Below are 15,578 nucleotides of genomic sequence, written 5' to 3' on the forward strand. Positions count from 1 at the left end.
GCCCCGCCGGGCAGGTCCACCGGATTTTCGCCGAGCCGGTGTGACGAAAGCCGGTCCTGTGGTCAGCGGACCAGGGTGACCTCCGGGGAGGTCCAGATCTGGGTGCCCGGGGACTTCTGCGGATCGCCGAGCGCCTTGTCGAAGACGAAGCGCAGCCGATATGTACCGGCGGGCGCCGGGGTGCCGTCAGTACGCGTGGCGTCCCAGCTGTAGAACGCCATCCCGGTGCCCGCGCCTGAATTGCGGGTCACCCACGACGCGTCGTACGGGGTGTCGATCACCTCGTCACGGGCGTCGAGGACCTGGAGCCGCATCCGCTCCAACAGCGGGAAGCCGTGGGACAGCATGACCCAGGCCTGGTCGTTGGCCGTGGACGCGTCGGTGAGGTCGACGGTGGTGGGCACATTCTTGCCGAAGGTGAAGTAGCCGGGACGAAGCGCCGGATTGTCCAGCGTTTTGTTGACCGAGGTGAAGGTGGGGTTGATCGCCGACACCGCGTCGAAGTCGCCCGCCATGCCCAGATACGGCACCCGGATCTCCGGAGCCGTCGAACCGGACCGGGTGAACTCCACCCAGCCACCGAACAGGGTCCCTTCGGTGACGCCTTGCGGCTGCCTGATGTGCACGGTGACGGTACGGCTGCCGTGCGCGGCCACGGTGATGCTGTCCTGGCCGTCGACCCGGGCGTCGCCCGTGGCGTCGGTGGGCTGCCACTCGCTGGTGTACGGCGGGGCTGCCGAGACGGCGGCGGTCTGCCCGATTCGGTAGGTCACCGGGTGGGCGGTCGGATTGTGGACCGTGATCCGGCGGGTCCGCTCCCGGCCTTCGAGGTCGCCCAGGGCGAGCTCGGACGGCGTTGCCGTCAGGGTGTCGCCGGAGACCGACGCCAGTGCGGCGACCGCGTCGACCCGGCCCGCGCCCTGCTGGGCGACAGGCTGTCGGCCGCGCTCGTGATCACCGGTCATGGCGAGGGGGGTGGCGGTGTTCTGCAGCGCGGTCTGCACCTGGGCCGGGGTGAGGTCCGGGCGGGCCTGGAGCAGCAGGGCGGCCACTCCTGCGACGTGCGGGGACGCCATCGAGGTACCGGACATGACGCCGTACCAGTCCTGGGCCGGGGGAAGCGCGGAGAGAATGTACCCGCCGGGAGCGGCCACGTCCGGCTTGAACTCCAGTTCATTGCCCGGGCCCCAGGAGGAGCCGGCGTCCATCAGCCCGGCGGCGTCGGCGGTCATCGGCGCGCCGGCATAGGCACCCCAGGTCAGCTCGGTCCCGGCCGGAGCGGCCTTGATGCGCTCGGCGTCCCGTGCGCGGATCCCCACCACGGGGATACCGATGGTGCCGCAGCAGGGTGAGAACGGCAGCGCGTCCGGGGTGCCCGACGGGTCGTAGTGGACCACGGCGACCGCACCCGCGGCCTCGGCGGTGCGGGCCAGGTCCATCACCCGGCAGTTGAAGACGTCGGTGCCGGTGTACGGGGCGAACAGCGCGATCTTGCCGTCGAGGCTGCCGGCGGGCAGCGGGGTGCAGCTGGACGCCATGACGGCCACCGGGTGGGCGCCGGTCACGGGAGCCGCCGGTGCCCGCCCGGAGTCCAGGTACGGCACGGGGGCCGTCGAACCGTCGTCGAGTGTGAAAGCGAGGAACGGGTAGCGGCTGCTGTATGTGCTGCCGACCGCGATGGCCCTGTCCGCCACTGCGGGTGCCGCGGCGTTGAACGGACCGGCGTAGCCGTTCCCGTTGGCGACGACGGTGGGAACGCCGGAGTCCACCAGGCGGTTCACGGCGAGCGACAGCACGCTGCTGCTGCGGTTCCCGGTCGAGCCGAGGCTCATGTTGACGACGTCCACCCCGTCGGCGGCGGCCCGGTCCAGTGCGGCCAGGATGATGGCGTCGGTCGGGGTGTTCTTCGTACCGAACACCCGGTAGGAGCGCAGCGTGGCGTCCGGGGCGACGCCCTCGATGTGCGCGTCGTCCCCGGCGACGATGCCTGCGACGTGGGTGCCGTGCCCGGCTGCCGGGCCGAACCTGTCGTCGTACGGGTCGGCGTCCTCGTCCGCGAAGTCGTAGCCGCCGACCACCTTCGCGTTGGGGAAGCCTCCGCCGCCGAGCGCCGGGTGGTCGTACGCGATGCCGCTGTCGATGATGCCGACGGTGACTCCCTTGCCCGTGTAACCCAGGCGATGGGCCTGCGGGACGCCGGTGAGGTCCGTGGCCGTGACGATTTCGCGGCCCGAGGGGGCCGCGTCGCCGGACCGTGCGTCATGGCCCGCCCGGGCAACCGCCTTTGCGAGGACGTCCTTGGGCACCGGGGTGGGCCGCTCGGGCATCTCGTACGTCACCGGCTCGGTGACCTCGGCCACTCCGGGGAGTTCGGCCAGTCGGCCGGTCTGACCGGCGGGCACCTCGACGAGGAGACCGTTGACGACCTCGCGGTACCGGCGTTGCACGGACAGCGCGATGCCCGTGTCGTGCGCGGCGTCGACCAACGTCCGCTGCGCATCGGAGACCGTACGGCGTGCGGCTGCCCGGTCCTTCGGGGCGGCCTGCTGCGCGGCCGGGGCGCTGTCGAGAGTGACGATGCGCGTCACCGACGGGCCGGACAGGTCGTCCGAGTCCGCGTGCGCCAGGTCACCGGGCAGGATGAGCGAGACGAGAAGCAGCGCGGACGCTGCGGATATCGAGTGTCTGTACACGACGGTCGATCAAATGCGACCGGCCCCCCAAGGGCAACAGTCACCGTGTGTCGTGTTTTCGCCATGGCGGAGAGTCGACGCCGATCATGTGGCTCACGAGCCTTCCTCGGTCTCCGGGCGGCGATGCACCGGATCCGGACCGGTCCGTCACCGTGCCCCGGCCGCTGAGGCTGCTCCGGAAGGCCGCTGAACCGCCCGATCGGGCCGCGTCCGCTGCCCCGCAATCGCACCGGGCCCGTGCCTGCGCGATCACGTCCTTGCCGCCGGCTGCGACAAGGTGGTGACGGTCACCCGGTGCGGGGCTCGGCCAAGTCGGCGCGGAAGGAGTAGACGTCCCTGTTCGCGCACAGCACGAGGCGGCCGTCGGGGGTGAATTCCAGGGCGCTGATCCTGGCCGGGTCGGGCACGGTGAAGGTATCGACGGGGATGTCGGCAAGGCGGGGCGGCCCTCGTGGTGGCCCACCGCGGCTGCCGTGGCCCAGCGCGGCCGGTGCCGGTCCATGGGGGTGCCGCTCGCCAGGTCCCATGCCTCGGCGGGTCGGTTGACGGCGTGGGTCAGGACGAGGGTGCGGTCGTCGGCAGCGGCGGACGTGACACCCGTGAACGTGCCGACGGCATCGGTGACTTGGGGCGCGGCAGGGGCGCCGGTGTCCATGTCCCAGAGCCGTAGCGTCGTGTCGTTGCCCGCCGTCACCACCACGAGTCCGCCGCGGTGGCGTACGCAGGTGACGGCAGCGATGGCATCGGTGTGGCCGCCGCTGGGACCGCCGGGCGGCGAAGCCAGGTCCCACAGGTGCACGGACCCGTCGGCCGCGCCGGTGACGGCGGTGGCGGCGCCGCCGGAGGCGAAGGTGTGGAGCGCGGTGACATGTCCGGTGTTCGCGGATGTTCTCGGGGAGTTGGCGCCGATCGGTCGCCGGGGTGCGGACGAGGCGATCAGGCCGCGGGTCATCAGGTCGAGCAGGTGCAGCGAGCCGTTGGCGCAGCCGAAGACAGCGGTGGGCCGCCCGCGGAGCTCGATGCAGGAGATGGTCATGGCGGGTGACGGCGGGACGAACGCGTGCACTTCGCGCGGGCGCAGGCTGCGCAGGGACCACATGCGTACGGCGTCCCGGTCGGCGGTGACAGCGACCGGCAGCCCGTGCACGACGGCGCAGCCGACCGCGTACAGCGGCGGACGGCGCGGCTGAGGGGCGGAGCTGACGGTTTCTCCGTCGGCCGGGTCCCAGAGATGCAGGCTGCCCCTGTGGTCCCCGGCGACGACCACGGCCCGCTCCGGCACCGTGGCCGGGGGCGTCGCTGTGGGGTTCGCGCCCACGACGGCGGTCGCCAGGCCGCCGGGACAGCCTTCCTGAAGGAGGAGGCGGTGCGGCAGCGGGGCCGCGTCGGCGAGGTCCCAGGCTCGAAGGACGCCGTCGTCGGCGGCGCTCACTGCGACCCGGCGGCCGCGCAGGTCGCGTGGGGCGAGGCCGGTCACGGGCGCCGGACGCTCGTGCGCCGAGGCGGTACTGCTGGTGAGGCCGGTGGTGAGGTCATGGACGCGAACGGCGCCTGACGCGGTGCCGGAGACGAGGAGGTCGTGGCCGTGGAGCGTGGTGGAGGTCAGGGCCGTGACACGTTCCGGCGCGGCGTGGATCGGCAGATCGAGCGGTCGGCCTGTCGAGATGTCCCAGGCTCGTATCTCCGGGCCGTCGGCCCCGACGACTGTGCCTCGCCCTCCGGTGCCGACGGAGCCGACGGCGACGACGGGGCTGCCGGGGCCATCCGCGACCGGCTGAACGGAGAGGGTGGCCGGGGAATGGCCGGCCGCGGCCCAGACCGGTTTCCAGCGCCCGGCCCGGCCGCCCGCGTTGAGCGCGCCGAGCAGGGCGGTGTGCCGGTGGCGAGCGGCGTCGCAGCCGAGAATGTGACGACGGTCCTCGGGTCTCAGGTGCCGATGCCGGTCCAGATGGTCGCGGTAGACGGTCGCGGCCAGTCGCGCGTCGTCGGAGCGCAGCCCGCGCAGGACCGGGGCCAGCCCCTGGGGATGTGCGTGGACCCGGGGGCGCGGAAGACGTCTCCGTAGAAGGCGACGTCGATGTCGTGCGGGGCCGGGGTGCGGCCCGTGATGTCGCCGGCGGCGACGGCCAGCTCGACTCCGTCGGCGAGCGCGGCGGCGACGGGTTCGCGCAGGGTCCGTCGTCCGAGGTACTGCTGCCCCACTCCGTGAACCACTACTACCTGCGCCACGCGGCCCCCTCGTTCCCGTCAGGTTGTGGCCCATGATTCTGCAGGAGGGTCGTACGGCGCACCGGTTGAGGCGTTTCGGTGTCACGACGGCTGAGGCGCGCGTCCGCCACGCGCGCCCCGCGTCGCCGCTGTCCGCGCCGCAGGGCGATGAGCCGTGCGCCGAGGGCGGCCCCGGGGGCGCTGTATTCGGTCATGTCGCCCTGCGGGGCGGCGGCCACGGTGGCGGCATGGCCGGCAACGCGCCGTCGTCGGTGGAAGCCGCGGTCGAGGAGGAAGCCGTCCCGCCGGTCGGTGCGCATCCTGCCGAAGTCGTGGCATGCCGGGGCCGCGTGCGGCCCCGGCATGCAAGGGAGCGCGACGTGTCGCGCGTGCCCGTCCGGTCCGCGGGAGCCCACCCGGTGGCGCACGATGGAAGCAGGGCCCGAGCCAGATCTCGTCGCCGCCGACCGGGAGTGTCTCCACATGTCCCGTACATCGCATGGCATCCACCGCGCGAAGCCGAGGCTGTGTTGCATCGATCGACGGAAAGCAGACGATAGGTTACCCAATGGGCATACATAGCTAGAAAGTGTTAGGAATGTCGACATGGTCGACCATTCCGACCGATCCCGGAGCGGATCGGCTCGGTCACTGAGTGGCAAAGGACCGCGAAGCGTAGCCGGGCAGGTGTTCATCCTGCAGGCGGTGGTCATTGTCCTGCTTGTGGCGGGCGCGGTTGTGGCGCTGGTTCTCCAGTCGTTCCATGATGCCGAGACGGAGGCGGAGCGCCGTTCGGTGGCTGCGGCAGAGACGTTCGCGCACTCGCCGGGGATTGTGCAGGCGATCCAGTCCCCCGATCCCTCCAAAGTGCTGCAGCCGCTCACCGAGGTGGCGCGGAAACTGGCCGGCGTCGACTTCATCGTGGTGACGGACGCACATGGGATTCGTTACACACACCCCCGTCCGGAGCTCATCGGAAAGCAGTTCGTCGGCACCATCAAACCTTCGCTGTCGGGCCAGGTCCACGTGGAGAACGTCCAGGGGCCCCTTGGCCATGAAGTCCAGGCGATCGTCCCCGTCAACGCTCCCGACAAGACCGTCGTGGGCCTGGTGGCGGCCGGTCTCAAGGTCGAGAACGTCTCCAACGCGGTCGACAAGCAGCTGATGTTCATCTTTGTCAGCGGGGCCGCCGCGCTGGGCCTGGCCACGGGCGGGGCGGCCCTCGTGGCCAAGCGGCTGCGAAGGCAGACCCACGGGCTCGATCCCGCCCAGATGACCCGCATGTACGAGCACCATGACGCGGTGCTCCACGCCGTCCGGGAAGGGGTGCTCATCGTCGGACACGACGGTCGGCTGCTGCTGGCGAACGACGAGGCCGAACGGCTTCTCGATCTGCCGCCCGACGCCCAGGGGCGGCCCGTCAAGGAACTGAAGAGCCTCGACCCGGCCACGGCGGAGCTGCTTGTCTCCGGTCGCGTGGCCACGGACGAGATGTACTTGGCCGGGGATCGCATGCTGGTGGTGAACCAGCGGCGCACCGCCCGTAACGGAAGCCCCCTGGGAACGGTGGCGACCCTCCGCGACTCCACCCAGCTCCTGGCACTGACGGGCAAGGTGGAAACGACGAACGAACGCCTCAGGCTGCTGTACGACGCGGGGGTGGGCATCGGCACGACCCTGGACGTGACGCGCACGGCCGAGGAACTGGCCGAGACGGCCGTCCCCCGGTTCGCGGACTTCGTCACGGTCGACCTCGCCGCCCCCGTCCTGCACGGGGAGGAGCCGACCGGCACGGCTGTCGGCCTGCGCCGCACCGCCGTCAGCGGCATCCGGGACGACCACCCCCTCTACCCGTGCGGCGCGCTCATCACCTTTCTTCCCTCCACGCCACAGGCACGCGGATTCGCCACCGGCCGGTCGGTGGTGGTGCGCGATCTGTCCTCCGCACCCGAATGGCGTGCTCAGGACCCGGAACGGACAGGCAACGTCGTCGACTACGGAATCCACTCACTCCTCACGACGCCGCTGCAGGCGCGGGGCGTGGTTCTGGGCCTGGCCAACTTCTGGCGCTCACGGGAGACCGGAGCGTTCGACGAGGAGGACCAGTCACTCGCCGAGGAACTGGTCGCCCGTGCCGCGGTCAGCATCGACAACGCACGCCGGTACACCCGCGAGCACGCCCTCGCGGTGATGTTGCAACGCAGCCTGCTGCCGCGCGCTCTGCCCGAACAGAACGCCCTGGATGTCGCCCACCGCTATCTGCCCGCACAGTCCGGAGTCAGCGGTGACTGGTTCGATGTCATTCCGCTGTCGGGCAACCGTGTCGCGTTGGTCGTCGGCGACGTCGTCGGCCACGGGCTGCACGCCGCCGCCACCATGGGACGGCTGCGTACCGCGGTGCACAACTTCTCCACGCTCGATCTGCCGCCCGATGAACTCCTCGGCCACCTCGACGACCTCGTGGACCGCATCGACAAGGAAGAGGGGAGCGCGGACGTCGGTGCAGGCATCGTGGGAGCCACGTGCCTGTACGCGATCTACGATCCGGTCGCCCGGCACTGCACCATGGCCCGCGCCGGACATCATCTCCCGGCGCTGGTCCACCCCGACGGCAGCGTGGAGTTCCCCGAGCTTCCTGCCGGGCCGCCGCTGGGGCTCGGCGGCATGCCGTTCAAGACCGCCGAACTGGATCTGGCCGTCGGTGCCCAGCTGGTCCTCTACACCGACGGGCTGATCGAGGACCGCACCCGCGACATCGATGTGGGGATGGAGCTGCTCCGCCAGGCCCTTGCCCACCCCGGCCGTTCGCCGGAGCAGCACTGCCGGGCGGTGCTCGACGCACTCCTTCCCACGCAGGCCAAGGACGACGTAGCACTGCTCATCGCCCGCACCCGCGCGCTTTCCGCCGACCAGATTGCCGAATGGGACGTTCCGCTCGATCCCGCCGCCGTAGCCCCGATACGCGCCGCCGTCGCGGAGAAGCTCGACGACTGGGGCCTGGCGGAACTGGCGTTCACCACCGAGTTGATTCTCAGCGAGCTGATCACCAACGCCATCCGCCACGCCTCCGCGCCGGTCCGGGTGCGGCTCCTGCGTGACCGCAACCTGATCTGCGAGGTATCCGACGGCAGCAGCACCTCACCCCATCTGAGGTACGCGACCACCATGGACGAGGGAGGCCGCGGACTGTTCCTCGTCTCGCAGATCGCCGCGCACTGGGGCACGCGGTACACCCACGAAGGCAAGGTCATCTGGGCGCAGCAGCCGCTGCCTCGATCCGCCCGGGGCGCGAACGACACGAACCCGTCGCCGGCTTCGTCGTCCTGATCACCAGACGCGGCGGGCGCGGCCACCGGCCTGCCGTCGACCGGCGTGCACCGCCCCGGGGCCTCTCGGGTGAAAGTGCCTGACCCAACGCTCCCGCACCCCCGCGATCGAACGCTTGTGCCGGTCCGTCGACGGGGTCGTCAGCGTCGACCCGTCCCTCGGCCACACCCACGGCGAACTGCTGCTGCGACCGGAAAGGTTCGCTTCCCGGCAAACCTTTCCGATCGCAGCCCCGGCGGCGGATCCCGTCCCGACATCCCAGCGATCGTGGCCAACGGTGAGCCGCCGCTCCGCGCGAGGGCGGAAAGAGCCCATCCGCTTCTCGCGGATCCCGATTGTGCGGTGCACGGCCGCCAGCCGCTTCTCCGCATCCTGGTGCGGACTCTTTCCGTCAATTTCATGAAAGCACCCCGGGTGGCAGGCCACCACCGCCCGGTCGGCCTCGTCCGGGTGTACCGGAGCGTCGACGGAGTGGTGAACGTGGCCAATCGGCTCACGTACGAGCAGGACGACATGTCGGTCGACGCCCGGGAAGCCGCAGGGCGATAGGAGTGGACGGGTGAGACATCGAGACATTGGCGAGCTGATGACCCGCGAGGTCGTGACGGTCCCGGGGAATGCGGCGTTCAAGGACATCGTGCGCACACTCACTGAGCACCAGGTGTCGGCCGTCGCGGTCGTCGACACCGTGGGGCACCCGCTCGGAGTGGTATCGGAGGGCGACCTTCTGCCGAAGTCGGCCGATCAGGGAGACTTCCTGCGGTCCCTTCCGGCTCCCGAGCCGCGTGAGCGGGAGAAGGCGGAGGGCACACGGGCCGAGGAACTGATGTCGGCGCCCGCCGTGTGCGCCAGGGCGGACTGGACCGTGGCCGAGGCGGCCCGGCTCATGGAGGCGCAGAGCGTCAGACGATTGCTGGTCGTGGACGAGGCGGACACATTGGTGGGCATCGTCAGTCGGCGCGATCTGCTGAAGATCTTCCTGCGCGACGACGAGACCATCCGCCACGAGATCACCGGCGACGTACTCGACCTGACCTTGCACCAGGACCCCGGCGCCATCACCGTCGAAGTGACCGACGGCCGTGTCGAACTGAACGGCTCGGTGCGGTTCAAGAGCCTGATCCCGGTGATCGAACGGTTGTGCCGCACCGTCGACGGAGTGGTTCACGTGGCGCAGCACCTCGGATACGCCGTCGACGACGCATCCCTCCCCTGACGTGCGGCGTTCTCGCGGCACCGGCGGTCCGCGACCGCTGCTCCCGGGATGCATGCGCGGATCGATCAGAGCGCACGAGAACCCTTCCGATGCCTCGCCCCGGGCTCCGGCCGTCGCCGGTGCCTTCGGTCTGCCCGCCGTGACGCTCGGGCCCGCCGGGCACCACGCCGATCCGGCCGGTCCGCGCGTGTTGCCCTGCGTCGTGCTTCGCGGCGCAGCCACGCCTGCCTGCTCGCCGTCCGTCCACCTCCTCGACTCGGCGGTGGTTCATCGACGGTCGGGTACCACTGCGACAGGACAGCTGGAGTGGTGGAGCGCCGTGTGGGCCGTCCGGCCGAGCTGCAGACCCATGCGCCCCTTGCGCCGCGATGCACCCACGACCAGGAGGTCGGCGGCGGCGGAGCGCCGGACGAGAACTTGGTGGGCCGGCCCCTCGACAGTGGAGCGGGAAACCACGACGGCCGGGTTCTCCTCGATCGAGGCCTCAAGCGCTTGGTCGAGCTCCGTCGCCGCCCGCATCTCCCAGGTGAGGGCGGGCGGAGATTCCTTGGCGCGCGGCAGGCCGACCGCTTCGGACGCGGGGCAGCGCCAGGCGCGCACTGCGTCGATCTCACAGTGCCGGGTGGCAGCCTCGCGGAAGGCGAACCTCACGGCAGCCGACCCGTGGGCCACGTCCGCGACGCCGAGCAGGATGCGGCCGTGCGCTCCGGCTGTTCCTGCCGCGTCGCCGCGTACCACGACGACAGGGCACTGGGCCCGGGACGCCAGTGCCAGACTCACGGAACCCAACAGGAGCTCCTTGAGCTGGCCCCGGCCCCTGGAGCCGACGACCAGCATCGCAGCCTCGTGTGCCTCGTCGAGCAGCGCGTTGACCGTGTCCTCCGCCAGAACCTCGGTGGTGATCTTCAGATCCGGATTACGCATGCCTGCGCGCGTGACGGCGCTGGCCACGATGGTGTCGGCCAGAACCTGCTCGGAGGGGCGCTCGACGCCCCGATGCAGACCTGGCCCTTCGTAGCGTTCCCATCGGGAGGCGTAGACCACTCTCAGCGGAAGGCCGTGACGGGCTGCCTCCTCCACGGCCCAGTCGACCGCCCGCAAGCTCGAATCCGATCCGTCCACGCCCACGACCAGGGGCTGCTCCATGGTCCCCATCGCCTCTCGTCCCGTTGTCGTCGGATGCCCACGTCGCCGCCGTGCCATCCCCGTGTCCCAGGCGGGATGATCAGGACCCGATCCTGGACATTCGACCTAATATTCGTATTAAACGGTGCGATCGATATATACCCCTCAGGAGGACCTGACGTATGTGTTCGGTGTGGATCCACCCCGCTGCCCCGGCTCCCACATGTTGCTGACTTTCCCCCTCCGCCTCGGGTCCTGCCGTGCAGCGCGGCGTGACGACAACCCGAATGCCCTGCCCGCTCCCTCAGCAGGGCGCAGACTCCTCATGCGGGCAGTCGGCGGCCCGCGCGGGCGACCGCCGAAGCCCGTCTCGCATGTAGGGCCGATCGGCCCCCAGGTCTCCCCCGTAGAGCCCCTGGGGACCACAGATCTTTCGGCGCAGGCTGTTCTCAGTTCCGCCGGAGGAAGCGATATGACGGCAACCGGGTCTCGACGGGAGCCTCGGCGCGCGGATGGGACGACCCTGTGGATCCCCACTGGTGGGACCCGCACGCAGTACAAGGACGCACAGTGCCACGAGGAGCACAGCTCAGGCTCAGGCACTGCCGACAACGATCTCAAGATCCGTGCCGCCCTGTGGAGGAGACCAGATCATGACCACTCCAACCATCCGGTCGCTGGGCACCAAGCATCGAGACCGGCTCATGCAGTTCGCCCGTGAAGTGTCGTTCCCGGAGGGGACACGCATCTTTGAGGAGGGGCAGAGGGCCGACCACTTCTGGATTGTGCGGACCGGCACCGTCAGCCTCGACTTTCGGATGCCGAAAGGACCGCCGGCGGTCATCGAGTCACTCGGGCACGGAGAGCTGATCGGCTGGTCATGGCTGTTCAGCCCTTATGTGTGGCAGCTGGGAGCCGAGGCGATGACGCCTGTGCGCGCCTACGAACTCGATGCCGCGCAGGTGCGCCACGCCTGCGACCTGGATCCGGAACTGGCCGCCGCCGTGGCCCTGTGGGTCGGCCGGGTGATAGCCCACCGACTTCAGTCCGCCAGGGCCCGTCTGCTGGACCTGTACGCACCGCACGGAAGCGGACTTCCCCATGTCACCTGATCCCCCGTCCCGGCCGGACGGGCCCCGGTGAGGAGATCACCATGCCTCATTCACCGCACACGGTCAGCGATGTCATGACCCACACCGCCATCGCGGTGGGAGGACAGGCCAGTTACAAGCAGATCGTCGAGCTGATGAAAGAGTGGAGGGTGAGCGCCCTTCCCGTACTCGAGGGCGAGGGACGAGTGATCGGCGTGGTCTCGGAGGCCGATCTGCTCCCCAAGGAGGAGTCCCGGACCGACGACCCGACCCGGCCGGAGCTTCCTCTGACCGACCGGGTGAAGGCGGGCGCCGTGAGCGCGAAGGAGCTGATGTCGAGCCCGGCAGTGACCGTTCATCCTGACGCCCCCATAGCAGAGGCGGCACGCATCATGGCCCAGCGCCACCTGAAGCGGCTGCCGGTGGTCGACGCGGCCGGACTGCTCGAGGGAATCGTCAGCCGCAGTGATCTGTTGAAGGTCTTTCTCCGTTCGGACGAAGACCTTGCCGACGAGATCCGCCGCACCGTCACGGACTTGTCCCACCCCGGAGGAGCGGTGACCGTATCCGTCGTGGACGGAGTGGTCACGCTCGGCGGCTCGGTCCGCGACCGGACGCTCGTCCCGTTGCTGGCCCGAGCCGTCCGAGCGGTCGAGGGCATTGTGGACATCCACCTGGACCTGAACCGGACCACGGGTTAGGGGCTGATTCTCGCCGACGCCGGTGGGCTCGCGCATTGTGACAACCAGTCGCGTGGAGCCCGTTACCGAGAGGCGACCGCCCTTCGCGAACTATCCCGCGCGGTCGTGGCTGCGGCCCGCAGGGTCAAGGCCTGCGGGGCCCAGACATTGGCGCGCCGACCGTGACGGTCGGGGATCTCCAGGGACTGGATGATCCCGCCGTAGGACAGGACCTTCACACGGGTCCCGCCGTTCTCCAGCGTCCACCGGTACACCTTCGTACCGTCGGCGAGTCTGCCGAAGAGCTCCTTGATCGGCACTCCCTGCCGGCCTGTTGCGTGGGCCGTTCCGACCGACGTGCTCGCTGCCAGCCCGGCGGCCGCGGCCGCCGCTATCACCGTGCGTCTGCTCGTGTCCATGTCGTGCGGCTCCTTCCCGGAGGTTACGAACCGACCTTGCGCTTGTTCCACACGTCGAAGCCGACCGCCGCCAGCAGCACCAGGCCCTTGATGACCTGCTGCCAGTCGGAGCCGACCCCGACGAGGTTCATGCCGTTGTTGAGCACGCCCAGCACCAGCCCGCCGATGATCGCGCCCAGCACGGTGCCGACGCCGCCGCTCATGGACGCACCGCCGATGAACGAGGCCGCGATCGCCTCCAGTTCGAAGTTGATGCCGGCCTTGGGCGAGGCGGCGTTGAACCGGGCTGCGAAGACCAGACCGGCCAGGGCGGCCATCATTCCCATGTTCAGGAAGACCAGGAAGACGACCTTCCTGTCCTTGACACCGGACAGCTTGGCCGCCGGGAGGTTGCCACCGATCGCGTACACATGACGGCCGATGATCGCGTTGCGCATCACATAGCCGAAGCCGACGACCAGGACACCGAGGATCAACAGCACCACCGGTGCGCCGTTGTAGCTGGCCAGCAGCAGGGTGACGGTGAGGACTGCGGCGATCAGCGCGGTCAGCTTGAGGGCGAACAGCTTGGCGGGCAGGACGTCCAACGCGAACTCCTGCTGCCGCTTGCGGTCCCGTACCTCCTGGTAGACCACGAAGGCGATCAGCGCGAGCCCCAGCAGCAGGGTGAGGTTGTGGTAGTTGGTGTCCGGTCCGACCACAGGCAGGAAACCGTTCGCGACCGTCTGCAGGCCGTCCGGGAACGGGCCGACCGTCTGGCCCTTCAGAAAAATCTCCGTCAGCCCTCGGAAGAGGAGCATTCCGGCGAGGGTGACGATGAACGACGGTATGCCCAGATACGCGATCAAGTACCCCTGCATCGCTCCCGCGACGGCACCGAGCAGCAGCACCAGGACCACGGCCAGCGGCCAGGCCATCTTGTGGTCGACCATCAGCACCGCGGCCGCCGCTCCGACGAAAGCCGTGAGCGAGCCGACCGAGAGGTCGATGTGGCCGGCGATGATGACGAGCATCATGCCGATCGCGAGGATCAGGATGTAGCTGTTCTGCAGCACCAGGTTGGAGACGTTGCGCGGCAGCAGCAGGTCGCCGCTGGTCCAGACGGCGAACAGGACGACGATCAGGCCCAGGGCGATGAGCATGCCGTACTGGCGCATGTTGCGGCGCAGCCCGTCCAGCATCAGCTGCAGGAGGCCGTCCCCGCCCTTGTCCTTGCCGCCGGACGGGGCCGCCGTCGGGGTCTTGGCGGTCAGATTCGCGCTCATCGCTCTTCCCTCTTGTCCTTGGTCATCTGGCGCATCAGCACTTCCTGCGTGGCCTCGGCCCGCGCGACTTCTCCGGTGAGCCGGCCGGCGGCCATCGTGTAGATGCGGTCGCACATACCGAGCAGTTCGGGGAGCTCGGAGGAGATGAAGACGACCGCCTTGCCCTCGGCGGCCAGCCTGTCGATCACCGTGTAGATCTCGTACTTCGCGCCCACGTCGATACCCCGGGTCGGCTCGTCCAGGATCAGCACATCGGGCCCCGCGAAGATCCACTTACTGAGGACGACCTTCTGCTGATTGCCGCCGGACAGCCTGCCGACCCGTTCGAAGACGTTCGGCGCCTTGATGTTCATGCTCGTGCGGAAGCCCTCGGCGACCTTGCGCTCCGCGTGCTCGTCGACGATCCCGCGGCCTGCAACCTTGGGCAGGGCGCTCAGAGTGATGTTGCGGGTGATGGTGTCGATGAGGTTGAGCCCGTAGTGCTTGCGGTCCTCGGTGACGTACGCGATGCCGTGCGCGACCGCCTCGGGCACGGTTTTCGTACGGATCTCCTTGCCGTCCTTGAGGACGGTGCCGCCCGCGTAACGCCCGTACGTACGGCCGAACACGCTCATCGCGAGCTCGGTGCGGCCCGCGCCCATCAGGCCCGCGATGCCGACGATCTCGCCCCGCCGCACCTGGATCGACACCGAGTCGACGACCTTGCGCTGCTGGTCGATCGGGTGGCGTACGGTCCAGTCGCGGATCTCCAGCGCCGGGGCACTGCCCGCCTCCGCCTCGTGCGGGGTGCGCTCGGGGAAGCGGTGTTCGAGGTCGCGACCGACCATGCCGTTGATGATCCGCTCCTCGGTGGTCCGAGCGGCCTTCACGTCCAGGGTCTCGATGGAGCGGCCGTCGCGGAGGATGGTCACCGAGTCGGCGACGCGCGCGATCTCGTTGAGCTTGTGCGAGATGATGATCGAGGTGATGCCCTGGGTCTTCAACTCCAGGATGAGATCGAGGAGTTTGCCGCTGTCCTCGTCGTTGAGAGCGGCCGTCGGCTCGTCGAGGATCAGCAGCTTCACCTCCTTGGAGAGCGCCTTGGCAATCTCCACGAGCTGCTGCTTGCCGACGCCGATGTCCGCGACCCGGGTCTCCGGGTGATCGCCCAGACCGACCCGCCTCAGCAGCTCGGTGGCGTGCCGCAGGGTGTCGCGCCAGCTGATCACGCCGTGCTTGGCGTGCTCGTTGCCGAGGAAGATGTTCTCCGCGAGGGAGAGGTAGGGCACGAGGGCGAGCTCCTGGTGGATGATCACGATGCCGCGCTGTTCGCTCGCCCTGATGTCCTTGAAGTGGCAGGGATCGCCCTGGAAGAGGATCTCCCCTTCGTAACTCCCGTGCGGGTGCACGCCGGAGAGGACCTTCATGAGGGTCGACTTGCCGGCTCCGTTCTCCCCGCAGATGGCGTGGACCTCGCCCTGGCGAACGGTCAGGGAGACGTCGGAGAGCGCCTTGACGCCGGGAAAGGTCTTGACGATCGAGCGCATGTCCAGGACGGGTCCCGCCATGTCGTGC

12 protein-coding genes and 1 pseudogene are annotated in these 15,578 nt (G+C 69.6%); 5 read left to right on the forward strand and 8 right to left on the reverse strand.

What is annotated here, in order from left to right:
* Positions 1-62: 62 nt before the first annotated feature.
* The 4 genes from ACFU6I_RS23150 to ACFU6I_RS23165 all read right to left on the reverse strand — a co-directional run bounded on the left by ACFU6I_RS23150 (position 63) and on the right by ACFU6I_RS23165 (position 5,266).
* Positions 63-2,693 (reverse strand): S8 family serine peptidase, encoded by a 2,631-nt coding sequence (locus ACFU6I_RS23150; RefSeq protein ID WP_384369848.1) that lies wholly within the window; start codon positions 2,691-2,693, stop codon positions 63-65.
* A 40-nt stretch (positions 2,694-2,733) separates the two neighbouring features.
* A complete protein-coding gene (locus ACFU6I_RS23155) occupies positions 2,734-4,170 on the reverse strand; it encodes a hypothetical protein (RefSeq protein WP_384369851.1) in 1,437 nt (478 codons plus the stop codon).
* Between the two features lie 449 nt (positions 4,171-4,619).
* On the reverse strand, positions 4,620-4,922 hold the full coding sequence (locus ACFU6I_RS23160; protein ID WP_384369854.1) for a hypothetical protein: 303 nt from the start codon (positions 4,920-4,922) through the stop codon (positions 4,620-4,622).
* Positions 4,910-5,266, reverse strand: a complete 357-nt coding sequence (locus tag ACFU6I_RS23165; RefSeq protein WP_384369857.1) for a hypothetical protein — start codon at positions 5,264-5,266, stop codon at positions 4,910-4,912. The genes ACFU6I_RS23160 and ACFU6I_RS23165 overlap by 13 nt, the downstream gene beginning before the upstream one ends.
* A gap of 241 nt (positions 5,267-5,507) precedes the next feature.
* On the opposite strand from ACFU6I_RS23165, the gene ACFU6I_RS23170 reads away from it, so the two are divergent.
* The 3 genes from ACFU6I_RS23170 (at position 5,508) to ACFU6I_RS23180 (ending at position 9,444) form a co-directional block, all read left to right on the forward strand.
* Entirely contained in the window at positions 5,508-8,228 is a 2,721-nt protein-coding gene (locus ACFU6I_RS23170) for a SpoIIE family protein phosphatase (RefSeq protein WP_384369860.1), read from the forward strand.
* A gap of 399 nt (positions 8,229-8,627) precedes the next feature.
* Positions 8,628-8,777 (forward strand): hypothetical protein, encoded by a 150-nt coding sequence (locus ACFU6I_RS23175; RefSeq protein WP_384369863.1) that lies wholly within the window; start codon positions 8,628-8,630, stop codon positions 8,775-8,777.
* Positions 8,778-8,787: 10 nt separating this feature from the next.
* Complete coding sequence (locus ACFU6I_RS23180) at positions 8,788-9,444, forward strand: CBS domain-containing protein (RefSeq protein ID WP_384369866.1); 657 nt, start codon at positions 8,788-8,790, stop codon at positions 9,442-9,444.
* Between the two features lie 267 nt (positions 9,445-9,711).
* Here ACFU6I_RS23180 and ACFU6I_RS23185 read toward each other — a convergent pair whose 3' ends face one another.
* Positions 9,712-10,590 carry a universal stress protein gene (locus ACFU6I_RS23185; protein ID WP_384369869.1) on the reverse strand — a complete coding sequence of 293 codons (879 nt, stop codon included), beginning with the start codon at positions 10,588-10,590 and terminating at the stop codon, positions 9,712-9,714.
* A 632-nt stretch (positions 10,591-11,222) separates the two neighbouring features.
* Here ACFU6I_RS23185 and ACFU6I_RS23190 point away from each other — a divergent pair.
* Together ACFU6I_RS23190 and ACFU6I_RS23195 are read left to right on the forward strand one after the other, a co-directional pair.
* Complete coding sequence (locus tag ACFU6I_RS23190; RefSeq protein ID WP_384369872.1) at positions 11,223-11,681, forward strand: Crp/Fnr family transcriptional regulator; 459 nt, start codon at positions 11,223-11,225, stop codon at positions 11,679-11,681.
* 41 nt (positions 11,682-11,722) lie between these two features.
* Complete coding sequence (locus ACFU6I_RS23195) at positions 11,723-12,361, forward strand: CBS domain-containing protein (protein WP_384369875.1); 639 nt, start codon at positions 11,723-11,725, stop codon at positions 12,359-12,361.
* A gap of 143 nt (positions 12,362-12,504) precedes the next feature.
* Here ACFU6I_RS23195 and ACFU6I_RS23200 read toward each other — a convergent pair.
* The 3 genes and pseudogenes from ACFU6I_RS23200 to mmsA form a co-directional block, all read right to left on the reverse strand.
* Positions 12,505-12,759, reverse strand: a pseudogene (locus tag ACFU6I_RS23200) (galactose-1-epimerase); the annotation flags it as partial.
* A gap of 23 nt (positions 12,760-12,782) precedes the next feature.
* Positions 12,783-14,024 (reverse strand): multiple monosaccharide ABC transporter permease, encoded by a 1,242-nt coding sequence (mmsB, locus tag ACFU6I_RS23205; protein WP_384369878.1) that lies wholly within the window; start codon positions 14,022-14,024, stop codon positions 12,783-12,785.
* Positions 14,021-15,571: a multiple monosaccharide ABC transporter ATP-binding protein gene (mmsA, locus tag ACFU6I_RS23210; protein ID WP_384369881.1), complete on the reverse strand. Its 1,551-nt coding sequence runs from the start codon at positions 15,569-15,571 to the stop codon at positions 14,021-14,023. Before mmsA ends, mmsB begins: the two co-directional genes overlap by 4 nt.
* Positions 15,572-15,578: the final 7 nt, after the last annotated feature.

Origin of the sequence: Streptomyces sp. NPDC057486, from assembly GCF_042802415.1 — a bacterium.
GTDB lineage: Bacteria > Actinomycetota > Actinomycetes > Streptomycetales > Streptomycetaceae > Streptomyces > Streptomyces yanii.